This window comes from Streptomyces sp. NPDC006743, from assembly GCF_040703815.1.
In the GTDB taxonomy this organism is placed as follows: Bacteria; Actinomycetota; Actinomycetes; order Streptomycetales; family Streptomycetaceae; genus Streptomyces.
Genome location: NZ_JBEYJA010000036.1, coordinates 64,013 through 86,660, shown reverse-complemented (window position 1 = coordinate 86,660; position 22,648 = coordinate 64,013). Strand labels below are relative to the sequence as shown.

General features: G+C 73.6%; 21 protein-coding genes, 2 tRNA genes, 1 other RNA gene and 3 pseudogenes. 11 read left to right on the top strand and 16 right to left on the bottom strand.

The features are described 5' to 3' along the window. Nucleotides 1-116, bottom strand: a pseudogene (locus ABZ719_RS25905) (MarR family transcriptional regulator); the annotation flags it as partial. Nucleotides 117-399: 283 nt separating this feature from the next. On the opposite strand from ABZ719_RS25905, the gene ABZ719_RS25900 reads away from it, so the two are divergent. Next, the gene (locus ABZ719_RS25900) at nt 400-597 is read left to right on the top strand and encodes a hypothetical protein (protein WP_366727552.1); all 198 of its coding nucleotides are present in this window, start codon (nt 400-402) and stop codon (nt 595-597) included. Between the two features lie 179 nt (nt 598-776). Here the strand turns inward: ABZ719_RS25900 and ABZ719_RS25895 are convergent, their stop codons facing one another. From ABZ719_RS25895 to ABZ719_RS25860, 8 genes are all read right to left on the bottom strand, one after another. Then, complete coding sequence (locus ABZ719_RS25895; protein WP_366727551.1) at nt 777-1,685, bottom strand: RNA polymerase sigma factor SigF; 909 nt, start codon at nt 1,683-1,685, stop codon at nt 777-779. Nucleotides 1,686-1,931: 246 nt separating this feature from the next. Next, a complete protein-coding gene (locus ABZ719_RS25890) occupies nt 1,932-2,852 on the bottom strand; it encodes a SigB/SigF/SigG family RNA polymerase sigma factor (protein WP_366727558.1) in 921 nt (306 codons plus the stop codon). A gap of 187 nt (nt 2,853-3,039) precedes the next feature. After that, nucleotides 3,040-3,333, bottom strand: coding sequence for a Dabb family protein (locus ABZ719_RS25885; RefSeq protein ID WP_366727550.1), 294 nt, complete (start codon nt 3,331-3,333; stop codon nt 3,040-3,042). Continuing rightward, nucleotides 3,333-3,605, bottom strand: coding sequence for a hypothetical protein (locus ABZ719_RS25880; RefSeq protein ID WP_199811694.1), 273 nt, complete (start codon nt 3,603-3,605; stop codon nt 3,333-3,335). Before ABZ719_RS25880 ends, ABZ719_RS25885 begins: the two co-directional genes overlap by 1 nt. A gap of 47 nt (nt 3,606-3,652) precedes the next feature. After that, nucleotides 3,653-3,737 (bottom strand) — tRNA-Ser (locus tag ABZ719_RS25875). 90 nt (nt 3,738-3,827) lie between these two features. Then, complete coding sequence (gene tadA, locus ABZ719_RS25870) at nt 3,828-4,259, bottom strand: tRNA adenosine(34) deaminase TadA (RefSeq protein WP_366727549.1); 432 nt, start codon at nt 4,257-4,259, stop codon at nt 3,828-3,830. A 137-nt stretch (nt 4,260-4,396) separates the two neighbouring features. Beyond that, complete coding sequence (locus tag ABZ719_RS25865) at nt 4,397-4,939, bottom strand: hypothetical protein (protein WP_366727557.1); 543 nt, start codon at nt 4,937-4,939, stop codon at nt 4,397-4,399. Between the two features lie 339 nt (nt 4,940-5,278). Next, complete coding sequence (locus ABZ719_RS25860) at nt 5,279-5,641, bottom strand: hypothetical protein (protein WP_366727548.1); 363 nt, start codon at nt 5,639-5,641, stop codon at nt 5,279-5,281. 150 nt (nt 5,642-5,791) lie between these two features. Here ABZ719_RS25860 and upp point away from each other — a divergent pair, with 150 nt between their 5' ends. Next, on the top strand, nt 5,792-6,427 hold the full coding sequence (gene upp / locus ABZ719_RS25855) for a uracil phosphoribosyltransferase (RefSeq protein WP_366727547.1): 636 nt from the start codon (nt 5,792-5,794) through the stop codon (nt 6,425-6,427). Nucleotides 6,428-6,466: 39 nt separating this feature from the next. Here upp and ABZ719_RS25850 read toward each other — a convergent pair whose 3' ends face one another. Together ABZ719_RS25850 and ABZ719_RS25845 are read right to left on the bottom strand one after the other, a co-directional pair. Further along, nucleotides 6,467-7,096 carry a LytR C-terminal domain-containing protein gene (locus ABZ719_RS25850; RefSeq protein ID WP_366727556.1) on the bottom strand — a complete coding sequence of 210 codons (630 nt, stop codon included), beginning with the start codon at nt 7,094-7,096 and terminating at the stop codon, nt 6,467-6,469. Between the two features lie 318 nt (nt 7,097-7,414). Continuing rightward, nucleotides 7,415-7,711, bottom strand: a complete 297-nt coding sequence (locus ABZ719_RS25845) for a type II toxin-antitoxin system VapB family antitoxin (RefSeq protein ID WP_003986294.1) — start codon at nt 7,709-7,711, stop codon at nt 7,415-7,417. A 115-nt stretch (nt 7,712-7,826) separates the two neighbouring features. Between ABZ719_RS25845 and ABZ719_RS25840 the strand changes: the two genes are divergently transcribed. Continuing rightward, nucleotides 7,827-9,443 (top strand): helicase HerA-like domain-containing protein, encoded by a 1,617-nt coding sequence (locus tag ABZ719_RS25840; protein WP_366727546.1) that lies wholly within the window; start codon nt 7,827-7,829, stop codon nt 9,441-9,443. 49 nt (nt 9,444-9,492) lie between these two features. On the opposite strand, the gene ABZ719_RS25835 is transcribed toward ABZ719_RS25840, so the two are convergent. The 4 genes and pseudogenes from ABZ719_RS25835 to ABZ719_RS25820 form a co-directional block, all read right to left on the bottom strand. Next, nucleotides 9,493-9,729, bottom strand: a complete 237-nt coding sequence (locus ABZ719_RS25835) for a hypothetical protein (RefSeq protein WP_366727545.1) — start codon at nt 9,727-9,729, stop codon at nt 9,493-9,495. Nucleotides 9,730-9,814: 85 nt separating this feature from the next. Then, nucleotides 9,815-10,432 (bottom strand): hypothetical protein, encoded by a 618-nt coding sequence (locus ABZ719_RS25830; protein ID WP_366727544.1) that lies wholly within the window; start codon nt 10,430-10,432, stop codon nt 9,815-9,817. 97 nt (nt 10,433-10,529) lie between these two features. Beyond that, nucleotides 10,530-11,093, bottom strand: a pseudogene (locus tag ABZ719_RS25825) (HdeD family acid-resistance protein); the annotation flags it as partial. Between the two features lie 448 nt (nt 11,094-11,541). Beyond that, nucleotides 11,542-12,135, bottom strand: a complete 594-nt coding sequence (locus ABZ719_RS25820) for an HhH-GPD-type base excision DNA repair protein (RefSeq protein WP_366727543.1) — start codon at nt 12,133-12,135, stop codon at nt 11,542-11,544. A 286-nt stretch (nt 12,136-12,421) separates the two neighbouring features. Between ABZ719_RS25820 and ABZ719_RS25815 the strand changes: the two genes are divergently transcribed. The 3 genes and pseudogenes from ABZ719_RS25815 to ABZ719_RS25805 all read left to right on the top strand — a co-directional run. Then, on the top strand, nt 12,422-12,640 hold the full coding sequence (locus ABZ719_RS25815) for a hypothetical protein (RefSeq protein ID WP_366727542.1): 219 nt from the start codon (nt 12,422-12,424) through the stop codon (nt 12,638-12,640). Between the two features lie 125 nt (nt 12,641-12,765). Then, nucleotides 12,766-13,023, top strand: coding sequence for a hypothetical protein (locus ABZ719_RS25810; RefSeq protein WP_366727541.1), 258 nt, complete (start codon nt 12,766-12,768; stop codon nt 13,021-13,023). Nucleotides 13,024-13,659: 636 nt separating this feature from the next. Then, a pseudogene (locus tag ABZ719_RS25805) lies at nt 13,660-14,259 on the top strand (DUF2637 domain-containing protein); the annotation flags it as partial. A 164-nt stretch (nt 14,260-14,423) separates the two neighbouring features. On the opposite strand, the gene ABZ719_RS25800 reads toward ABZ719_RS25805, so the two are convergent. Further along, nucleotides 14,424-14,511, bottom strand: a tRNA-Ser gene (locus ABZ719_RS25800). Nucleotides 14,512-14,583: 72 nt separating this feature from the next. On the opposite strand from ABZ719_RS25800, the gene ffs reads away from it, so the two are divergent. The 5 genes from ffs to ABZ719_RS25775 all read left to right on the top strand — a co-directional run bounded on the left by ffs (nt 14,584) and on the right by ABZ719_RS25775 (nt 22,633). Continuing rightward, nucleotides 14,584-14,682, top strand: an RNA gene (ffs, locus tag ABZ719_RS25795) — signal recognition particle sRNA small type. A gap of 65 nt (nt 14,683-14,747) precedes the next feature. Then, nucleotides 14,748-17,201 carry a DNA polymerase III subunit gamma and tau gene (locus ABZ719_RS25790; protein ID WP_366727540.1) on the top strand — a complete coding sequence of 818 codons (2,454 nt, stop codon included), beginning with the start codon at nt 14,748-14,750 and terminating at the stop codon, nt 17,199-17,201. Between the two features lie 241 nt (nt 17,202-17,442). Further along, a complete protein-coding gene (purD, locus tag ABZ719_RS25785; RefSeq protein WP_366727539.1) occupies nt 17,443-18,696 on the top strand; it encodes a phosphoribosylamine--glycine ligase in 1,254 nt (417 codons plus the stop codon). Between the two features lie 262 nt (nt 18,697-18,958). Then, nucleotides 18,959-20,833, top strand: coding sequence for a hypothetical protein (locus ABZ719_RS25780; RefSeq protein ID WP_366727538.1), 1,875 nt, complete (start codon nt 18,959-18,961; stop codon nt 20,831-20,833). A gap of 297 nt (nt 20,834-21,130) precedes the next feature. Continuing rightward, the gene (locus ABZ719_RS25775; RefSeq protein ID WP_366727537.1) at nt 21,131-22,633 is read left to right on the top strand and encodes a N,N-dimethylformamidase beta subunit family domain-containing protein; all 1,503 of its coding nucleotides are present in this window, start codon (nt 21,131-21,133) and stop codon (nt 22,631-22,633) included. Nucleotides 22,634-22,648 lie beyond the last annotated feature (15 nt).

Sequence of the window (22,648 nt, the reverse complement as noted above, 5' to 3'; positions counted from 1 at the left end):
ACGGCGGCGGAGCCGGCCGGGCAGTCGGACGGCAGGATCCGCCCCAGGTCCCGTTTCACGGCGCCGACGGCGCTGAGCTGACGCGCAAGCTCCTCATACTGCGCCCGCTCGGCCATCGCACCTCCCGTAATCGTTGCTTGGGGCAACCATAGGTTCGGTTGGTTGCTGCAGGCAAACAAATCATGGCCTGGCGACGCAAAAACTTGGCAAAGGCAAGTATTGCTGGTGTAAATATGCAGGTGGCGCGGGGTGTGGTGGCCGCCGGGGCGCACCCTTCGGCCCAGGGCGGGGCAAACCGGCCGTCCGGGCGGAGCCGCGGCCTCGGCCGCGCCCGCCGCAACAGCGCGAACCGGGCCCCCACTTGGGCAGGGGCGGCCGCTTTCGCTAGGGTCTCGGGCCATGGCTAACACCCAGGGCCCCCAGGGCAACCACGACCCCGCCGGCAGCACCCAGATGTTCCGCGCGTTCGTCGACGAGGCCGCTCCCCAGGCGAGGCAGCAGCAGGCGGCGCCCGCCGGTCCGCGGGTCGGCCTGATCGTCGGTGTCGTCGTCGCCGTGATCGTCGTCGCGGCCGTCGCCTGGCTCGCGTTCAAGTAGGAGCGGCGGCGGTCCGGGCGGACACGGAACGGTTCCAGCGGGCACGGAAGCGGTCCGGCGGGACGCGGCAGGGAAAAGGGCGCCGGGCGGCGCCGACCACGCGGCAGGACAGCACGACGGCCGCCGAAGCGCCGTACGGGCGCCTCGGCGGCCGTCGGCGCGCCGGGGGTGGTCCGGGCTCAGTCGGAGATGAGTCCGTCGCGGAGCTGGGCCAGGGTGCGCGTCAGCAGCCGGGAGACGTGCATCTGCGAGATGCCGACCTCCTCGCCGATCTGCGACTGCGTCATGTTGGCGAAGAAGCGCAGCATGATGATCCGGCGCTCGCGGGGCGGCAGCTTGGCGAGCAGCGGCTTGAGCGACTCGCGGTACTCCACGCCCTCCAGCGCCGTGTCCTCGTAGCCGAGGCGGTCGGCGAGCGATCCCTCGCCGCCGTCGTCCTCGGGGGCCGGGGAGTCGAGCGAGGAGGCCGTGTACGCGTTGCCCACGGCGAGGCCGTCGACGACGTCCTCCTCCGACACCCCGAGGACCGCGGCGAGTTCACCGACGGTCGGCGACCGGTCCAGCCGCTGCGACAGCTCGTCGCTGGCCTTCGTCAGCGCCAGCCGCAGCTCCTGCAGCCGCCGGGGCACCCGCACCGACCACGAGGTGTCCCGGAAGAAGCGCTTGATCTCACCGACCACCGTCGGCATCGCGAAGGTCGGGAACTCCACGCCGCGTTCGCAGTCGAAGCGGTCGATCGCCTTGATCAGGCCGATGGTGCCGACCTGGACGATGTCCTCCATCGGCTCGTTGCGCGAGCGGAAGCGGGCGGCGGCGTAGCGCACCAGCGGGAGGTTCAGCTCGATCAGGGTGTCCCGGACGTAGGCACGCTCGGGGCTGTTCTCGTCGAGCACGGCGAGCCGCAGGAACAGGGAGCGGGACAGGGTGCGGGTGTCGATGGTTTCCGAGGCCTCGGACGCCGGGGCCGGAGCCGGGACGGCCGGGAGGGCCGCCACGTCGTCGAGGGCGTCGATCGGCTCGAGCGCCGGGGAAGGCGCCTCGCTCTTGGTGAGCATCAGCACCTCGGAGCTGCCCTGTTCTGCGGACATGCCACCCCCTCTGGGTCGCGGGACGGTCGTGGCCGCGTTCTCTGACGAGGAGAACTCAGCCTTCACCTGAATACCGGAGCCGAAGCCCCGGCAAACGCGCTTCCCGCAGAATGTCACATGTCGGCAACACGCTGTAGTGACATGTCGACATCGGATACGCGAATCAGCCCTGGCGGAAAGGGGTCTGACGGCCTTTCGGGCCGAAGTCGCCGGGATCGGCCCTGGTGAGCGATTCGCTCGTGACGGTTACGCCTCGATCCTGTTTGCGGATCGTAGCCGCTGGAAGCTACGCGCGAGTAGCCGCGAGACGTGCATCTGGGAGACGCCGAGTTCCGCACTGATCTGCGACTGGGTGAGATTGCTGTAGTAGCGCAGCAGCAGGATTCTCTGTTCGCGTTCGGGGAGCTGGACCAGGAGATGGCGGACCAGGTCGCGGTGCTCGACGCCGTCGAGCGCCGGGTCCTCGTAGCCGAGCCGGTCGAGCAGTCCGGGCAGCCCGTCGCCCTCCTGGGCGGCCTCCAGGGAGGTCGCGTGGTACGACCGCCCGGCCTCGATGCAGGACAGCACCTCGTCCTCGCCGATGCGCAGCCGCTCGGCGATCTCGGCGGTCGAGGGGGAGCGTCCGAAGGCGGTCGTCAGGTCCTCCGTCGCACTGTTGACCTGCACCCACAGCTCGTGCAGCCGGCGCGGGACGTGGACGGTGCGGACGTTGTCGCGGAAGTACCGCTTGATCTCCCCGACGACCGTGGGCATGGCGAAGGTGGGGAACTGCACGCCCCGGTCGGGGTCGAAGCGGTCGATGGCGTTGATGAGCCCGATGGTGCCGACCTGGACGACGTCCTCCATCGGCTCGTTGCGGGAGCGGAAGCGGGCGGCGGCGTAGCGCACCAGCGGGAGGTTGGCCTCGATGAGCGCCCCGCGCACGCGGGCGTACTCCGGGCTGCCCGGCTCCAGCTCCTTCAGCTGGGTGAAGAGCACCTGGGTGAGGGCCCGGGTGTCGGCGCCGCGCCGCTTCTCGGGGGCGGCGGGGACCGGCGCGGAGTCCGGGCTCTGGGGCTGGGGGCGGCTCTGCGCCTGGCTCTGCGGCGGGGCCGGGGTCCGGGACTGGTCCGGGGTCTGAACGGGAACGTCCTCCTGGGGTGGCGCAGTACTGGCCGACACGGTCAACGCCACCTCTTCGTCGATCAACTCATCCGTCAAAAGCGGTCATAGCATCACAAGACAGGCGCTAAGTGTTCAAGCACCGCATATGCACGTGTTGAGGGATGAACAAGCGCTCAAGGCGGGTCGAGACGCGACAAAGCCCCGCACCGTTCCGGTACGGGGCCGGGCATGCGGCCGTACGGCCGTACGACTAGAACTCGTAGTCCGCGATCACCCAGGTGGCGAACTCCCGCCACAGGGCCACGCCCGCCTGGTGGGCCGGGTGCTCCAGGTACCGCTTCAGGGCGTCCGCGTCCTCGACCGCCGAGTTGATCGCGAAGTCGTGGGCGATGGGCCGGTCGCTGATGTTCCAGCCGCACTCCCAGAAGCGCAGGTCCTCGATCCGGCCGCCCAGGGCCCTGAACGCCCGGACGCCCTCCACGACGCGCGGATCGTCGCGCTCCACGCCCTCGTTGAGCTTGAAGAGGACCAGGTGGCGGATCATCACTTTCCTCCGTTCGCGGCCCACGTCATGAAGTCGCCGATGGCCTTGGCGGCGTTGGATATGCCCTCGAAGCCTATCTGGACGTAGTCGGCGGCCTTGGCCGGGTCGGTGATGATCACGTACAGCACGAAGACCACGAGCACGTAGACGACGATCTTCTTGGCGTTCACCGCCATCGCGGTCTCCCCCTGTCGCTGGTTGCCCCGGGCGCCGGCTCCCCCGTCGTCGAGCGCTGCGAGCCGAGCGCGGTCGATCGCTGTAGATGATCGCATGATGATCGCACGAAGGGCCCCGTCCGGTGGACGGGGCCCTTCACAAGCGGTAGCGGAGGGATTTGAACCCTCGGTGACTTGCGCCACACTCGCTTTCGAGGCGAGCTCCTTCGGCCGCTCGGACACGCTACCGAGACAGACCCTACAACACCGGGGGCCGTGGTTTGAAATCTGTTTCCCGGTCCGCTCCGCGGGTGGGGGAGGCGGACCGCCCGGCGGGGGTCAGCGGGCGCGGAAGAAGGCGGTGAGGGCCGCGGCGCAGTCCTCGGCGAGCACGCCCTCGATCACCTCGGGCCGGTGGTTGAGCCGCCGGTCGCGCACGACGTCCCACAGCGAGCCCGCGGCGCCCCCCTTCTCGTCACGGGCGCCGTAGACGATCCGGTCGACGCGGGAGAGGACGGCGGCCCCCGCGCACATCGTGCACGGCTCCAGCGTCACCACCAGGGTGCAGCCGGACAGCCGCCACTGCCCCACCCGCTCGGCGGCCCGCCGGATGGCGAGGACCTCCGCGTGCGCGGTCGGATCACCCGTCGCCTCCCGCTCGTTGTGCCCGGCGCCGAGCACGGTCGCGCCGTCGCCCGACAGCACGACGGCGCCGACCGGCACGTCCCCGCCCCGGACGGCCAGTGCGGCCTGTTCCAGGGCGAGCCGCATCGCGTCCCGCCAGCGGTCGCGGACGGGGTCGCCGGCACCCCCGTCCCTTTCCGGCCCGGCGGCGTCGGGGCAGCCCGGCGCGCCCGCCGGGCGGTGTGGCTCGGCAGGCCGGGTCGTGTCGTCGGCCGGGGGCGGGGTCAGCGGACGGTCTCCAGCACCTCCGCGGCGCCCAGGACCTCGGCGATCGCGCTCAGCGCGTCGTCCGCGTCCAGGGCGCGCAGCTCCTTCTCGCTGATGCCCAGGTCGTCGAGGATCTCGCCGTCGCCCAGCGGGCTGTGCGTGATGGCCTCGGCGGCACCGGACTCCTCCTCCTCGTCGTCGTCCCCGGCGGAGGAGGGCTCGCCGTCCTCCGTGCCGTCGAGGTCCAGGGCGTCGAGATCGGCGGCGTCGTCACCGGGCTCACGGCCGAGCAGTTCGTCGGTGAGCAGGATCTCCCCGTACGAACTGCGGGCCGCCGCGGCGGCGTCCGAGACGTAGATGCGAGGGTCGTCCTCGCCGTCCACGCGGACGACACCGAACCACGCGTCCTCCTGTTCGATGAGGACGAGCACGGTGTCGTCCTCGGCCGAGGCCTCCCGGGCCAGGTCGGCCAGGTCGGACAGCGTCTCCACATCGTCGAGCTCCGTGTCGCTCGCTTCCCACCCGTCTTCGGTGCGCGCGAGCAGTGCGGCGAAGTACACCGTGACTCTCCCACTGGTCATAGGCGTGCCGGTTGGGGGTCCCCCCGGCGGAGGTTCTGGGCGGGAAGAGCTGGGCTCCGAGCCCCACCCACTCGGAATCGTGGCAGAAACAAGGCGCTCAGGGGACGTCTTCGGCTCCCTGTGTCCGGCAGTTTTGCGGCTCGTCGGTAAAGGACTCACCAGCGCACTCGTTGCCGCCACCTGCGGATCGTACGCGGCTTTGGCCCACGGCCACGCAGGCCCACCTCGGAACGTCGGCGCGCCTTTCCTTTCTTCCCCGCTTCCCCGGTGTGTTCCGCGGCCCTCCCGGCGCGGCCCGGGGCCGCCGGTCCGCGCCTGTTACCAGCGGAACGTGCGCATGCGCATCGCGTGCCGCAGGCGGGCGGCCTTGGCCCGCCGGGGCTGGACGCGGTCGCGCAGTTCACGGGCCTCGGCGAGGTCGCGCAGGAACTGGGCCCGGCGCCGACGGCGCTCCCCGTCCGGGTCCTGGTCCGAGCCGGTGCCCGCGTCGGGGCCGATGCCTGGGCGGGTGCGGGGACCGGTGTCCCGGCGGGTGCCGGCGCGCCGGGGGTCCTCCGGCTCCCGTCCGCCGCCGTCCGCCGCGGCCCTCGCGGTCGCCGCGGCAGCCGTGGTCTCCGTCTCGTCCGTCCTCCCGGGCCGCTCGCCCGGTGACGGATGCTTGCGGGATCGCCGCTCAGGCATCGGTCCACCACCCCAGTCCGTCCCTCCCACCTTCCCCCGGACGGCGGGTTCGATGCCACGGCGGCGCGGGACCGGGCGGGTGCGGCGGCCGCCGGTGCGAGGACGGTGGCGGGCGGGCGGGTGCCCTCACCGCCCGGTTACTGTTGGCACATGCGTCTCCACGTCGTCGACCACCCCCTGGTCGCCCACAAGCTCACCACGCTGCGCGACCGGCGCACCGACTCCGCGACCTTCCGCCGGCTCGCCGACGAGCTGGTCACCCTGCTCGCCTACGAGGCGACGCGGGACGTGCGGACCGAGCAGGTCGACATCTCCACGCCGGTCGCGCGGACCACCGGCGTCAAGCTCTCCCACCCGCGCCCGCTGGTGGTGCCGATCCTGCGCGCCGGACTCGGCATGCTGGACGGCATGGTGCGGCTGCTGCCGACCGCCGAGGTGGGCTTCCTGGGCATGATCCGCAACGAGGAGACGCTGCAGGCCTCGACGTACGCCACGCGCATGCCGGAGGACCTCTCCGGCCGTCAGGTGTACGTCCTCGACCCGATGCTCGCCACCGGGGGCACGCTGGTCGCGGCGATCCAGGAGCTGATCGAGCGCGGCGCCGACGACGTGACGGCGGTGGTGCTGCTGGCCGCCCCCGAGGGCGTCGCGGTCATGGAACGCGACCTCGCGGGCACGCCGGTGACGGTCGTGACCGCGTCGGTCGACGAACAGCTGAACGAGCAGGGCTACATCATCCCGGGCCTGGGCGACGCGGGCGACCGGATGTACGGGGCGGCCGAGTAACCGGCGGCCGCGGCGCGGGCGGGCAGCCGCCCGCCCGCCTCAGCACCCCTTCTGCGGGGTGCCGGCCGCCGTCCGCGGGGCGGACAGGGCGGCCAGTGCCTTCTGGGCCGCCGGCTGCGACGCCAGCTGCTTGAACCCGTCGCCGATGATCAGGTCGACGTCGGTGCCCTTGCGGGTGTCGGTACGGCTCCCGGCGCCCGGGAGCTGGGTGGCGAGCACGGGCAGCGAGGTGTCGCGGGCCGACGCGGGACCGAGCAGCAGCCCGGCTCCCTTGACCTTCTTGTCGAACTCCTTGGTCGCGTTGCCCACGTGCCCGATGCGGAAGCCGCGCTTCTTCAGTTCGTCCGCGGTCTGCTTGGCCAGCCCGCCGCGCGGCGTGGCGTTGAGGACGTTGACCGTGATCGCGCCCGGCTCGGGCAGCGTCCGGGCGGAGGCCGCCGGGGAGGGACCGGACCGGACCGCGGCACCGGTCGCGCAGTGCGTTCCGGTGCCGGCCGCCGAGGCCTTGGTGTCGCTCCCGGTGAAGACGTCGATGAGCTGCAGCGTGCCCCAGCCGGTCACCCCCAGGACGACGACGGAGGCGGCGGCCACGAACACGAGCCTGCCGTGCCGCCGGGGCCGGCGCATCCGCGGGTACTTGTTCCCCGTGATCCGGTACTTCCCGCCCATGCCGGGGGGAGTCAGCATGCTCATGGGCGCAGCGTAGTGCGCCGGGGCGGCGATTCCTACTAGATGATCATTGGATATCGCCCAGTAGAACCCGAAAGGTCCAAGCCGTTACGGGTCCGAACCGTTACCCGCCGGGCCACGGCCGGGGGCCGGATCTGCCCGGCTGCGGGTTCCGCCTGGCGCTTCTGCGGCAGGACCGGCCCGTCCGCGTGGCTCAGCCCGGCCCGGCGGGAAGCCCGGACCGGCCCGCGCGGGCGTACGGCTCGGCGCGCACGGCCTGTCGCGCACGGCTGCCGAGCCCGGGGCCGGGGGCCCGGCTCAGCCCAGCTCGAGTACGCGCGCGTGCAGCACCTGACGCTGCTGCAGCGCGGCCCGCACCGCGCGGTGCAGGCCGTCCTCCAGGTAGAGGTCGCCCTGCCACTTCACGACGTGCGCGAAGAGGTCGCCGTAGAAGGTCGAGTCCTCCGCCAGCAGGGTTTCCAGGTCGAGCTGCTGTTTGGTCGTCACGAGCTGATCGAGGCGGACCGGGCGCGGCGCGACGTCCGCCCACTGCCGGGTGCTCTCCCGGCCGTGGTCGGGGTACGGCCGGCCGTTTCCGATGCGCTTGAAGATCACACGGAAAGCCTACCGGCCCAGAGCTTCCGGGCGCAGCCTCGGCAGCGCAGTGCCACGCTGGAAATGCCGCGGCAAACCGGGCGAATCGGGACCAGGGGCTGAACAGGGGCTTGAGATGAGCGACAGCGAGACCGCGCCGGGGACGGCGGGGAACGACCCGGCGCTCCCGCCCGGCGCCCGGCAGATCGCCTCCGGCTACGCCTTCACCGGCCCCGCCCTCGAACTGGGAGCCCTCGTCCAGGACGGCCGCTGTCTGCCCGGCGCGCGGATCCGCATCCCGCTGGCGATGCTCAACCGCCACGGACTGGTCGCCGGCGCCACCGGAACCGGCAAGACCAAGACGCTCCAACTCGTCGCCGAACAGCTCTCGGCCCAGGGCGTGCCCGTCTTCCTCGCCGACGTCAAGGGCGACCTGTCCGGGATCTCGGCGCCCGGCGTGGCGGACGACCGGATCAGGTCGCGGGCCGCCGAGGTGCGCCAGGAGTGGGCCCCGGCCTCTCTGCCCGCCGAGTTCTACGCGCTGGGCGGCACGGGACACGGTGTGCCGCTGCGCGCGACCGTCACCAGTTTCGGCCCGGTCCTGCTCTCCAAGGTCCTCGAACTCAACCAGACCCAGGAGCAGTCGCTCGGCCTGATCTTCCACTACGCCGACACCAAGGGCCTGGAGCTGATCGACCTGAAGGATCTCAGGGCGGTGGCCGCCTTCCTCACCTCCGAGGAGGGGAAGCAGGAACTGAGGGCCATCGGCGGCCTGTCGACCGCCACCGCCGGGGTGATCCTGCGCTCCCTGACCGCTTTCGAGGCGCAGGGCATGGCGGACTTCTTCGGCGAGCCGGAGTTCGACACGAGCGAGTTGCTGCGCACGGCGGGCGACGGCCGCGGTGTCGTCTCCGTCCTCGAACTGCCCGCCGTGCAGGACCGGCCGCGGCTCTTCTCGACCTTTCTGATGTGGCTGCTGGCCGACCTCTTCCACGACCTGCCGGAGGTCGGTGACGCGGACAGGCCCAAGCTGGTGTTCTTCTTCGACGAGGCGCACCTGCTCTTCGCCGACGCCTCGAAGGCGTTCCTGGAGTCGATCACGCAGACCGTGCGTCTCATCCGCTCCAAGGGCGTCGGGGTCTTCTTCGTGACCCAGACCCCCAAGGACGTGCCCGCCGACGTCCTCGGCCAGCTCGGCAGCCGCGTCCAGCACGCCCTGCGCGCCTTCACCCCGGACGACCGGAAGGCCCTGAAGGCGACGGTGAAGACCTTCCCGGACTCGGCCTACGACCTGGAGGAGGTCCTGACCGGGCTCGGGATCGGCGAGGCGGTGGTGACCGTGCTCAGCGAGAGCGGTGCGCCGACCCCCGTCGCGGTCACCCGGCTGCGGGCGCCCCAGTCCCTGATGGGCCCGGTCGACGGCCCCGGCCTGGACCGCGCGGTGCGGGCGTCCCCTCTCTACGAACGTTATGCACAGGCTGTGGACCGCGAATCGGCGTACGAGAAGCTGACGGCGGCTCAGGCGGCTCAGGCGGCTCAGGCGGCCCAGGCGGCTGAGGCCGCCGAGGCCGGGCGGCGCTCCGCGGCCGGGGCTCGCGCGGGGGAACGGGACCGGGGTCCCGCGGAGGAGCCGTCGGTCATCGAGCAGGTGGTCAACAGCGGGGCGTTCAGGGCCCTGGCGCGGTCGGTGGGCACCCAGCTCGGCAGGGAGATCACCCGCTCGCTCTTCGGTACGGCCCGCCGGAGGCGGTGAGGCCGGGCGCCGGCGCCTCGGCGCCCGGCCCACGGGATGTGCCGCGGGTTCAGTCGCCTTCCGGCTCGCCGGTGGCGGCGCGGGCCCGGTGGGAGGCGGCCTGCCCGGAGGCGGCCTGCCCGGAGCCCGGCGGCTCGAAGCCGGGTGGCTCGGAGCGGTGCGGCTCGGTGGCGGGCTCCCGCGGCGGTGGGGGCGGGGGCGGGGACGGAGGTGCGGGTGCGGGGGTACGGCGGGCGGCCTCCGCGCGCACGAGGGCGCGCAGGACCGCGTAGGGGTCGCTGGGCATGGCTGCGCTTCACTTTCTCGACGGTCGGGTCCGGTCGGGCTGACTGCCTGCGGAGGGCGGCCCGGTGGGGCGGCCCCCGGCCGGCTCAGCAGCGCAGGACCACGCAGCGCAGCGCGTTCAGACGGTGGGGCGGGAGCGGCGGCGCGGGGCGGACGCGGCCGGAGCGGCAGCCGTCCGCGGCCGAGGCCGCCGCGGTGCCACCTGCCGTCGCGGTGAGCGGCGCGCGCCGCGGCGGCACGCCTGCGCGTCCGCCCCCGCGCACCGGCGGCCGGGGTGCAGGGGCCGCACAGGGGATCTCCTCCTCGGCCGCGCCCCCTCCCTGACCGCCCGCACCGCTCCAGCCCCCCCTGCCACCGGGGCCCGGCCCGGCGTTCCGGCCCCCGCCGTCCTCCGGGCCCCCGCTTCCGCTCACGCCTCCGGTGCCGGCGGTTCCGGGCCAGGGGCCCGCGGCGGGTGCCGCCCCGGCGGCCGGGCCCGGGTACGCCGCCGTGTATCCGCCCGGCCCGCCCAGGGCGAGCAGCGGCACCAGCACCAGCAGCACTCCCGGCAGCAGCCCCAGCAACAGCGCCGCCACCGGCGGCAGCGCGGACACCGGTCCCCGAGCCGGCACCCCCCTGCGCGGCCGGACACCCCGCCGCGCCGCACGTCGCGCGGGGCGGCGTACGGCGCGGTCCTCGGGGTGCCGGTCCGGCACGGTGCTCACGACGGTTGTCTCCCCGGCGGACGTACGCCCCTCATCGCACCGGCCGGTGGAACCGCCCGCACGGGGTAGGTGGCGCTCGCCGTGTTGACGCCGTCGTTCACACGGTGCGCGGGACGTGCCGGGCGTGGCCGCGGATGCGGAAGGCGGTGACGATCTCCATCACGCCGACCACGACCAGCCACCAGCCGCCGAGCAGGGTCAGTACGGCGACCGACGCCAGCGGCGAGTCGATCAGGACGATCCCGGCGATGAAGGTGAGGATGCCGAGGAAGATCTGCCAGCCGCGGGCCGGTGCCGTCCGGTCGTGGAGCGCGGCGAGCGTCTGCGTGATCCCGCGGATCAGCCAGCCGATGCCGATCCAGAGGGCCAGCAGCAGGATCGACTGCATCGCGCTGCGGAAGCAGAACAGGCCCAGCAGGATGGACAGGGCACCGCTGGCGAAGGCCAGTACGCGCAGTGCCGTCGACTTGTGTGTGCCGAAGGCGGAGACCAGTTGGAGCACTCCGCTGACCACCAGGTAGACGCCGAAGAGGATCCCGGCGGCCAGCAGGGAGGCGCCCGGCCACAGCAGGACGAGGATGCCCAGGACGAGGGCGGCCACGCCGGTGGCGAGGACCGCCTGCCAGGCGGCGCGGGAGAGGTGGTGCAGGGGTCCCTCCAGCGGCGGCTCGTAGCGGGAGCCTTCGGGACCGGCACTTCCGGAACGGGGAGCTTCGGCTCGGAGGCCTTCGGAGCGCCGGCCTTCGGACCGGGGATCGGAGTAGGGCGGCGGGGCCGTGGTCCGACCCGCCTGCCCTCCGGGACTCCCGGTACTGCCGGGTCCTCCGGGACTTCCGGTACTGCCGGGTCCTCCGGGGACGCCGGACCCTTCCGGCCCGCCGGGGCCTTCCGGGCCTCCGGGGCCTTCCGGCCCTCCAGGACCCGGTTCCCCCGTCCCGTATGCCTGCTCGGGGTCGCGCGGATCACGTTTCGCGTGGACGTGGCGGTCGTCGTAGCCCGGCCCGCCGGGGCCGCTGCTCGGTGGCTCGGTCATGGTCCATGCTTGGACCGCGCGCGGTCCGGTCGCCACCGCTGTAGGCCGTCCGGCTGACGGGGAGCGGTCCGCCCCCTCATCTCCCGGCGGACTTCGCCGCCTTGGCGGCGGCCTTCATCTCCTGCTTGTGGGCCCGCACCTTGGCCAGCGACTCGGGGCCGGTGATGTCGGCCACGGACCGGAAGGCCTTCTCCTCGCCGTACGGCCCGGCGGCCTCCCGCCAGCCCTCGGGCCGGACACCCAGCTGCTTGCCCAGCAGCGCGAGGAAGATCTGCGCCTTCTGCCTGCCGAAGCCGGGCAGTTCCTCCAGCCGGCGCAGCAGCTGCGGACCGCTCTCCACGTCCCGCCACAGCGCCTCGGGGTCGCCGGCACAGTGCTCGACGAGGTAGTGGCACAACTGCTGGATGCGCTTGGCCATCGAGCCCGGGTAACGGTGCACGGCCGGTTTGTCCGACAGCAGCCGGGCGAAGGTCTCCGGGTCGAACGCCACGATCTCGTGCGCGTCCAGGTCGTCGGTCCCCATGCGCCGGGCGATCGTCGCCGGACCCTTGAACGCCCACTCCATCGGGATCTGCTGGTCCAGCAGCATCCCGATCAGCGCGGCGAGCGGACTGCGGCCCAGGAGGGCGTCGGCGTCGGGGTCCTGGGCGAGGTGCAGGGTGACGTTCATGTCCCGATGATCGCCTGCCGGAGGACACGCCGCACGGCCTGCGGCCCAGGTGAGTTCCGCGGTGCGGTGGCCGGTGCGGTGGGTGATGCGCCGGGACCGTGGCCGTCAGGAACCGGTCGTGTCGCGCGGCCGGGACCGTACCCGTCGTGAACCAGTCGCACAGGGTGGCGCACGGAGCCGAGCTTCCTATTGGGCCACCCGAGGACTTCTGTTCCGCTTCCGTAACCTCGCATATTCCAGGGCGTTATTCCGGTGTCGCGCCGCCGCGCCCAGGGAGAAAAAAATCATGTGGAATGTCACCCTTTGGATGCTGGTCGTGTGTGCTTCCGCCTGCACCGCGGGGTCCATTCTCGTACCACCCTATCAATGCCGTATGTGGCGGGTCGACACGGAGGAATTGCGTCGCCGTCGGCATATGGTCGCCGTGCTCAAAAAAAATACACGTCCGCTCGAAGGTGACCCGGCCGCCGAGGAGTCTTCGCCCGACGCCCATCTCGTCGGCTGAACGGATGAAGCATCCGATCGCACAATATAGGCCCCATCGGGTAATTCCTTCACCCGTTTGCCGCGCATCCGGGGAAGTCGGGTGGCGTTAGGTGGGATATGACTAAGGCATCCAGGGAAGGGTACTTGGGTCTGCTCGTGGGCCGCGAGCGCGAGGACACGAGTGCCGGGCACGCGGTGGCGCCGGGTCCCTACACCTACCTACCCGGACCCGCGCACGCGAAGGCCGACGCCGCCCTGACCAGGGGCGACTCGCAGGCCGCGCTGAAGGCGACCGAGTCGCTGCTACAGGATTTCCTGGACGCGATGAGTGCCCTGGAAGCCGACCTGGCCCGCAGGTGGGTCGGCTCGGACAGCCGTCCCGTCTTCGCGCGTCCCGAATAGCCGGGCCGCGACATGTATGACGAACGTATCGGCCGGCGCACGGGCTATTCCGCTGATTATCCTCATGTGGAACCGGAAGCTTTCGACGAACCCCGCCGCCGGACGGGAACCGGCCGTCACCGGGCCCCGACGCAGTTCTTCTCGGGCACCCTCGGCCCCCTGGTCCCCCCGGACTCCGCGTGGGACCCGGCCGAGGAACTGGCCTTCATGCTCCGGGACGCCATGGAGCGGCAGCCGCCCCGGACTCCCGTGGAGGGGGAATGGACGCAGGCCGGCGGCCGTCCCGCCGAACAGCCGACGGGCCACCCGGGCTCCACGGCCCGTACCGGTTCCGCTGATCACGCGGGCTTCACGGATCATGCGGACTTCGCAGATCATGCGGGCTTCACGGATCACGCAGGTTCCGCGAATTATGCGGGCTTCACGGACTACGCCGGCACCGCTGATCATTTCGGTGCGGCGGAGTACGCGGACCCGGGAAGAACCGGTCGAATCGGCGGAACCGATCGAACCGGACCAGGCGACCGCACCGAACGCACCGAAAGGGACGAAAGGGGCGAAAGGACCCGGAGGAGCGGAAGGGTCGTAGATCCCGAAAGCGCGGGCGCGGGGAGCGCCGTTCCCGGCGCGCCGAACACGCCCCTGGAGAACCTCCAGGAAATCACGGCGGAACTCCCTCCCCTGCGGCGTGGCTCCCACGGTCACCGCAAGGTCCGTCCGCGCAGGCGGAGGAGTGGCGTGCGCACCGCGAGCCACGTCATCGGCGCACTGGCGGCGGTGACCGCCTCCACCGTGAGCTTCTTCGGCGGCATGGTCGCCTACGACCCCCTGCGCCTCGTGGCCGTCGCCCGGATGCAGGACGGCATCGCGTCGTGGTGGCCGCTGCTGGTGTACGGGCCCTGGCTGGTGGCGTCCCTGTCCGTCCTGCGTGCCGCGCTGCACCGGCGGCGGGCCGTCCACTCGTGGTGCGTGGTGCTGCTCTTCTCGTCGATCGCGATGCTCCTGTGCGTCATCCAGGCGCCCAAGACGCTCGTCGACATGGCGGCGGCGGCCCTGCCGGGACTGGCGTCCCTGGCCTGCTTCCAGCAGCTCGTGCGCCAGATCACCCTGACCCGCCCGCCCCGCCGCACCGCTCCCCGTCACCGCGTGCCCCGCACCTCCCGGCCGGACGCCGTGCGGGAGGAGCCGGCACCGTCCGCCCGCACCCCCGCCTCCTCCGGCCCCTCCTCCCGCTGAGCCCGGAGCCTGTGAGCCCGGGGCTTCCCGAACCCTGACCGGGAGGCCCCGGGCTCCGGTGCGTGTCCCGGGCGCCGTGCGCGGTCACGAGGCGATCGGGCGGGGCCGCCGGGGCGCATGCACGACGAAGGCCCGGACCGTCTGTACGGTCCGGTCCTTCAGCCTGGCGGAGGATACGAGATTCGAACTCGTGAGGGGTTGCCCCCAACACGCTTTCCAAGCGTGCGCCCTAGGCCTCTAGGCGAATCCTCCGCCGGAAACATTACATGACGCGGAGCCGTGCTCGCGAACTCGTTCCCGGGCCCCTGGATCGGGTAGTCTTTCGGCAGCCCCTCACGCGGCGCTATCTGACTGAACTCCCCCAGGGCCGGAAGGCAGCAAGGGTAGGTCGGCTCTGGCGGGTGCGTGGGGGGCGCTCGCGTTCTGGGGGCGGTGGCCGCGTTCGCGGGCCGGGCCGGTTGTCGGTGGGCGCCTATAACCTCGTATGCGTGTCGTCTCTCGCGTTGTACCGCCGCTACCGCCCGGAGTCCTTCGCCGAGGTCATCGGGCAGGAGCATGTCACCGACCCGCTGCAGCAGGCGCTGCGGAACAACCGGGTCAATCACGCGTACCTGTTCAGCGGTCCGCGCGGGTGCGGCAAGACGACCAGCGCCCGGATCCTCGCCCGCTGCCTGAACTGCGAGCAGGGCCCCACGCCGACGCCGTGCGGTACGTGCGACTCGTGCCGCGACCTGGCGCGCAACGGCCCCGGCTCCATCGACGTCATCGAGATCGACGCCGCTTCGCACGGCGGTGTGGACGACGCCCGTGACCTGCGCGAGAAGGCCTTCTTCGGGCCCGCGCGCAGCCGGTACAAGATCTACATCATCGACGAGGCCCACATGGTCACGTCGGCCGGTTTCAACGCGCTGCTCAAGGTGGTGGAGGAGCCGCCGGAGCACCTGAAGTTCATCTTCGCCACGACCGAGCCCGAGAAGGTCATCGGGACGATCCGCTCGCGGACCCACCACTACCCCTTCCGGCTGGTCCCCCCGGGAACCCTGCGGGACTACCTGGGCGAGGTGTGCCGTAAGGAGGACATCCCCGTCGAGGAGGGCGTGCTCCCGCTGGTCGTGCGGGCCGGTGCCGGTTCCGTGCGTGACTCCATGTCCGTCATGGACCAGCTCCTCGCCGGTGCCGGTGAAGCCGGTGTGACGTACGCCATGGCCACCTCCCTCCTCGGGTACACCGACGGTTCGCTGCTCGACTCGGTCGTCGAGGCGTTCTCCTCCGGGGACGGCTCCGGTGCCTTCGAGGTCGTCGACCGCGTCATCGAGGGCGGCAACGACCCGCGGCGCTTCGTCGCCGACCTGCTGGAGCGGCTGCGGGACCTGGTGATCCTGGCCGCCGTGCCCGACGCGGCCGAGAAGGGGCTCATCGACGCCCCCGCCGACGTGATCGAGCGCATGCAGGCCCAGGCGCGGTCCTTCGGCGCCGCCGAGCTGAGCCGCGCCGCCGACCTGGTCAACGAGGGCCTGACCGAGATGCGCGGCGCCACCTCGCCCCGCCTCCAGCTCGAGCTCATCTGCGCCCGCGTGCTGCTGCCCGCCGCGTACGGCGACGAGCGGTCCGTGATGGCCCGCCTCGACCGGATCGAGCGGGGCGTGAGCTTCGGCACAGGAGCGGGCGCCCCCGCGATGGGCTACGTGCCCGGGCCCGAGGCGCACGGGGGAGCGGGCCTCGCCGGCGGCGCGCCGGTGCCGCCCGGCACCGGCGCCGCGGCGGCCCGGGCGGCGGTACGGGCTCCCGGAGGCCAGGGCGCCTCGGGGGGCCAGGGCGCGCCCGGCACACCGGTGGGGCCACAGGCCGCTGCGGTGACTCCGGGTGGCCCCGCCGCGCCGGCGGGAGCCGGAGCCGCGGGGACCGGCCCGCGCAGCGCGGCGCCGGTGCCCCAGGGACCGGCCGCGCCCCCCGCCGGTGACCGCGACCAGGACGCGCCCGCGTCCGGAGCCACCCCCGCCGCACCCCCGCCCCCCGCGGCCCCGGCGGGTGCCCCCGCCGCGGCGCCCGGGCAGGGAGCGCCGGGGGCCTGGCCCACGGCCGCCCCGGCCGGTGCCGGTGGCCGGCGGCCCGGAGGGTGGCCCACGGCGGCGTCCCCGGGCGGCGGACAGCCCGCGGCCGGGGCCGGCCCGGCGGGCGCGGGCGGCACGACCGGCGCTCCTGCCGCCCCTTCCGCCGCCCCGGCTCCTTCCGCCGCCCCGGCAGCCGCACCCGCCCCGGCGGGCGGTGGGCTCGACCCGCGCCAGCTGTGGCCGAACATCCTGGAGGCGGTGAAGAACCGCCGCCGCTTCACCTGGATCCTGCTCAGTCAGAACGCCCAGGTCACGGGCTTCGACGGCACCACCCTCCAGGTCGGTTTCGTCAACGCGGGCGCCCGGGACAACTTCGCGAGCAGCGGCAGCGAGGACGTGCTGCGGCAGGCGCTGGCCGAGCAGTTCAACGTCCAGTGGAAGATCGAGGCGGTCGTCGACCCGGCGGGCGGCGGCGCCCCCGCGCCCCAGCCCTCCGGCGCGTTCGGAGGCGGTGGCGGCTACGGCGGCGGACCCACGGGCGGCGGCTACGGCGGATCCGCGGGCGGCGGTTACGGCGGCGGTGCCCAGCCGGGTGGTGTCGCGGCCCCGCCGCGTACGGCGGCTCCCCAGGCCGCGCCCCCGGCTCCCGGTCCCGGTGCCCCGGCCGCCGACCTGTCTCCGGCGGCACGGGCGGCCTCCGGTCCCGCCGCCGGTCCGGCCGCCGCGGCCCGGCCCGGCAGGCCTCCCGCGCCCGAGCCCGCCCCCGTGGCCCCCGAGGACGACATCCCCGAGGACGACGACCCCGACCTCGACGAGTCCGCCCTGTCCGGCCACGACCTGATCGTGCGGGAGCTGGGCGCGACCGTGGTGGAGGAGTACCCGACGGAGTAGCCGCGCGGCGGTCGCTGAGCGGCCGCGGCACGCGGCGTAGGGAGGAGCGGCGGCGCAGAACCCCCTCGGAGGGCGGCCCCAGGGCGGCCTCCGGAGAGTTCCCGGGAAGCCCCGTGCAGCCCCGCGGGAGGCTCGGAGGAGGTCCGCGGAGGCCGTTTCGGATAAACGTACGAGCAGATCCTTCCGGTCCCCTCGGCAACCCGCACAAAAGGGTGCGGCGCTCTGCCGTTAGGCTGACCCCGTGAAGGTCCTCGTCATCGGCAGCGGCGCTCGTGAGCACGCCCTGTGCCGTTCCCTGTCCCTCGACCCCGATGTCACCGCGCTGTACTGCGCGCCCGGCAACGCCGGCATCGCCGAGGTCGCCGAGCTGCACCCGGTCGACGCCCTCGACGGCGCGGCCGTCGCCGCGCTCGCCACCCGGCTCGGAGCCGGCCTCGTGGTCGTCGGGCCCGAGGCGCCGCTGGTCGCCGGGGTCGCCGACGCCGTGCGCGAGGCCGGCATCCCGGTCTTCGGCCCGTCCGGGGAGGCGGCGCGGCTCGAGGGCTCCAAGGCCTTCGCCAAGGACGTGATGGCGGGCGCCGGTGTCCCCACCGCCCGGTCCTACGTCTGCACCACGGCGCAGGAGGTCGACGACGCGCTCGGCGCCTTCGGCGCCCCCTACGTCGTCAAGGACGACGGCCTCGCCGCCGGGAAGGGCGTCGTCGTCACCGACGACGTGGAGGCCGCCCGCGCGCACGCCGCCGCCTGCGACCGGGTGGTGATCGAGGAGTTCCTCGACGGTCCCGAGGTCTCCCTGTTCGCCGTCACCGACGGCGTGACGGTGCTGCCGCTCCAGCCCGCCCAGGACTTCAAGCGCGCCCTGGACGGCGACGAGGGCCCGAACACCGGCGGCATGGGGGCGTACTCCCCGCTGCCGTGGGCCGATCCCAAGCTGGTGGACGACGTGCTGCAGAGCGTGCTGCAGCCCACCGTCGACGAGATGCGCCGCCGGGGCACCCCGTTCTCCGGGCTGCTCTACGCCGGTCTCGCGCTCACCGGCCGCGGTGTGCGGGTGATCGAGTTCAACGCCCGTTTCGGCGACCCCGAGACCCAGGTGGTGCTGGCCCGCCTGCGGACCCCCCTCGCGGGCGTCCTGCTGGCCGCGGCCACCGGAACCCTCGCCGACGTGCCGCCCCTGCGGTGGAGCGACGACGCGGCCGTCACGGTGGTCGTCGCCTCCCACAACTACCCCGGCACCCCGCGCACCGGTGACCCGATCACCGGCCTCGACGAGGTGGCCGCCCAGGACGCCCCGCACGCGTACGTGCTGCACGCCGGCACCCGGCGCGACGGGGACGCCGTGCTGAGCGCGGGCGGCCGGGTCCTGTCCGTCACGGCCACGGGCAAGGACCTGACCGAGGCCCGCGAGCGGGCGTACGCCGCCGTCGGCCGCGTCCGCCTCGACGGTTCCCAGCACCGTACGGACATCGCCGCGAAGGCGGCGGCCGGCGCGTAAGGCGCGGTGTCTCCCAAGGTCAGGCCCCGGACAGGATCCGGGGCCTGACCTTTGCCGTGTGTCATCCACCTCTGACCAAAGCCATTCCATCGAGTGAGCAATGCCCCATCCGGCTGACGTGGGCCCAGCCCCCAACTAGGGTGCGGCGCAAGCGTTCCGGCACTTGGCCCACCGGCATTGCGATGTCAGTGGCGGGTGCCACAGTGGGGGAGTGGGCAACACAGGGCAGTCCAGGACAGACGGGAGGGGGTGACGTCAGGCCGTGACCGGAACCGGTGTGGAGGTCGGCGCGCTGTCGGCGCGCTCCCGGGCGCTGGCCGTGCTGCGCGTCCGCGGCCGGGCGCTGGCCGTGGCCCTGCTGCCCGCGGCCGCCGCGGTGATCCTGCTCGCGGGTGGTGCCACCGGCCATCTCGTGGGCCGGGGCTGGGACCTCGCGAGGTGGGTGGTGGGCGCGGTCGCCGTCGTCGTCCTGCTCGCCGCCGCGGGCGTCGGACTGGTCGTCGCCCGCGCCCGCCCCGCCATGAGCCCGACGGTCCCGGTGCCGGAGGAGTCCGCCCCGGACCTGTACCGCCTGGTGCGCGACCTGGCCGACCGGCTCGATGTGCCCGTCCCGTCCGCCATAGCGCTCACCCCGGACTGCGACAGCTGGCTGGAGGACCGCACCCATCCGGCCCACGGGCCTCCCGCGGGGGGCGACCGGGACGAGCCGGACGCGGTGAGCGGGCCGTCCGCGGCCCGTCCGCGCCGTGCGGCGGCGCCCGTCCTCGTCATCGGCTCCCCGTTCCTGTGGTGGATGCGCGTCGGCGAGCTGCGGGCCGTCCTCGCCCCCGTGGTGGCCGGTACGGGCCCCTCGGCGCACCCGGACATAGCCGCGGCCCGCCGCTTCGTCCGCGGGCTGGACGCGGCGGTGGCCGCCGCCTCGACGGCCGGCCGGTGCCCCCTCTCCCACGTGGTGTGCGCGGGTGTCGGCTGGGTGGCCCGCCTGATGCTGCGCGGCTGCCGGGAGGACGCGGCCCAGATGGAGCGGGGCGTGGCGGCGGCCGCCGCCGAGCGTGCACAGGCTGTGGACTACGGTCTGCGCATCGTCGCCCAGGAGCAGGTGGGCCTGGCGTACGCGGGCTGGGACCGGCTGCTGACCCGGGTCGCGCTGCCCGCCTGGCGCATGGGCCGCTGGCCGTCCCGGCTGGACGCGGGCGTCGTCGCGGCGCTCACGGAGCTGTCCCGCCGGGACCGTCTGGCCGAGGGATTCGCCTCCCGCCTCGGCGAGCGGCCCGCCTGCGATCTGCTGGAGGAGCCCGGCGCGGTCGACGAGGCCGCCTCGCTCCTGGCCGCGCGGCTCTTCCACGGCGGGCCGGCCGAGCGCGGCCCGGACTGGGCGCCGGTGGACTGGCAGGACTACCCGGACGAGGTCGTCGACCGCAAGTGGCGCACGGACGCCGCACGGCTGCACCGCGTCCTGGACACGCTGGGCGTCAGCCGGTCCCCGGACTCCCCGGCCACCGACGCGCACGGCGCGACCCTGGCCCGCGTGCTCGACCACCTCTCCGACCACCGGCCCCGCACCCTTTCCGCCGCGACAGACGCGACAGACGCGGAGGACGAGAGCGGCGCGAGCCGGGCGCTCCCCCCGGCCGGGACCCGGCGGGAACAGGATCCGTCCCCGGCGTGGGCCGCGGCCCAGGCCGCTCCCGAGGCCGGGGAAGCGGAGGAGGAGACGGGTCTTGGCACCGAGCGGAGCGCGGCGCTCGCCGCGGGCCTCAGCGCGGAACTGGCCCGTGAGGAGGCCACCGCGCCCGCGGCCCGGCCGGATCCGGCGGAAGCGGCCGGCCAGGCCCCCGGCGCGCTCCCCTGGGACGAGGGCGCGCTGCCCCTCTTCCCCCTCCAGCCGCCGCGCACCGGCCGTGAACTCCTCGCCGACCATGTCACCGCGATGGTCTGCTGTGCCGCGATGGACACCGCGGGCGCCACCCCGGGCCTCGACTGGCTCGACGGCCCCACCCTCCTGATCGACGGGGAGAGAGCCGCCGACCTCGGCCCCAAGGTCCTCGCCCTCGTCGAGGACGGCGACCCGCTCCCGCTGCGCACCTGGCTCGTCGATGCGGGCATACGTCCGGAGAAGCCCGTACGGCTGGCGTGAGCCCGGCCGGTGCCGGTCCCGGAGGAGGAGCTACCGGATCCACTCCTTCCACTTTCGGTCAATTCGCAACGAGCAGTGACAACATGCGCGCGTTATGTGATGTGCTGGGACCGACCGCGCACGTGGCAAGCGCGTACGTCATACGACAGCCACGCGGTCACGTCCGGCCGCGTCGCCGGCCGGCATCCGCCCCGGGGCAACGGCCCCCGCCGCACATCCGCACCGCCGTACAGCCGCCCCGGACGAGACATCAGCACCGCCACGCCGAGCACGGGGGCACGAGGGAGGGGGACAGCCATGGGACCGGACCGTGTCCGCCGCTGGGAGTCGGGAGCACTCGCGCACGCCGTCACGGACCCGTTCGGCCAGGGCCCCGTCCCCTGGCTGCGCGGCAGCGAGACGTATTTCGACGACACCGGCCACGTCGTCCCCTGGTACGTGGACCCGGCCCCGCAGTCCGTGCCGGGCGGCGCCGGTGCGCCCCGCATCCCGGCCCCCCGCGCCGGCGGAGGCGGTCTCCGCTCGGCCGACGACGTCCACCGCCAGATCAAGGGCTTCGCCTCCACCGGCGCCGTCACCCCCGGCGAGGCGATCGACTTCCACATCACCGTGGACCCGCCGCAGGAGTTCGGCGTCGACGTCTACCGCATCGGGCACTACGGGGGCGACGGCGCCGCCAAGATCACCACGAGTCCGCGGCTCTCGGGCATCGTCCAGCCCCCGCCGCTCACCGCCGACCGCACCGTGTCCTGCCACCACTGGTGGCTGTCCTGGCGGCTGCAGATCCCCTCGTACTGGAGCATCGGCGCGTACGTCGCCGTGCTGACCACCGCCGACGGCTACCGCTCGCACATCCCCTTCACGGTCCGCGACAGCCACCCGGCGGATCTGCTCCTGCTGCTGCCCGACGTCACCTGGCAGGCCTACAACCTGTACCCGGAGGACGGCCGCACCGGAGCCAGTCTCTACCACGCCTGGGACGAGGAGGGCCGGCTGCTCGGCGAGGCCGACGCGGCGACCACGGTCTGCTTCGACCGGCCGTACGCGGGCGCGGGCCTGCCGCTGCACGTCGGCCACGCCTACGACTTCATCCGCTGGGCCGAGCGCTACGGCTACGACCTCGCCTACGCCGACGCCCGCGACCTGCACGCCGGCCGCGTCGACCCCACCCGTTACCGCGGTCTGGTCTTCCCCGGCCACGACGAGTACTGGTCGGTCCCGATGCGCCGTACCGTCGAACTCGCCCGCGAGCACGGCACCTCCCTGGTCTTCCTCTCCGCCAACACCATGTACTGGCAGGTCGAGCTGGGCCCGTCCCCGGCCGGGGTCCCGGACCGCCTGCTGACCTGCCGCAAACGCAAGGGCCCCGGCAGGCCGGTGCTGTGGCGGGAGATCGACCGGCCCGAGCAGCAAGTGGTCGGCATCCAGTACGCGGGCCGGGTCCCCGAGCCGCACCCGCTGATCGTGCGCAACGCCGGGCACTGGCTGTGGGAGGCCACCGGGGCGCGGGAGGGCGACGGGATCGAGGGACTGGTCGCCGGCGAGGCCGACCGCTACTTCCCGCGCACCCCGCTCCCCGACCACCAGGACCGCATCCTGCTCGCGCACTCCCCGTACACCGACAGCGAGGGCGCCCCGCGCCACCAGGAGACGTCCCTGTACCGGGCCCCCTCGGGCGCCCTGGTCTTCGCGTCCGGGACCTTCGCCTGGTCACCGGCGCTGGACCGTCCCGGCCACGTGGACCCCCGGATCCAGCGCGCCACCGCCAACCTCCTCGACCGCATCTGCAAGCGCGACTGACCCGGCGTCGGCCCG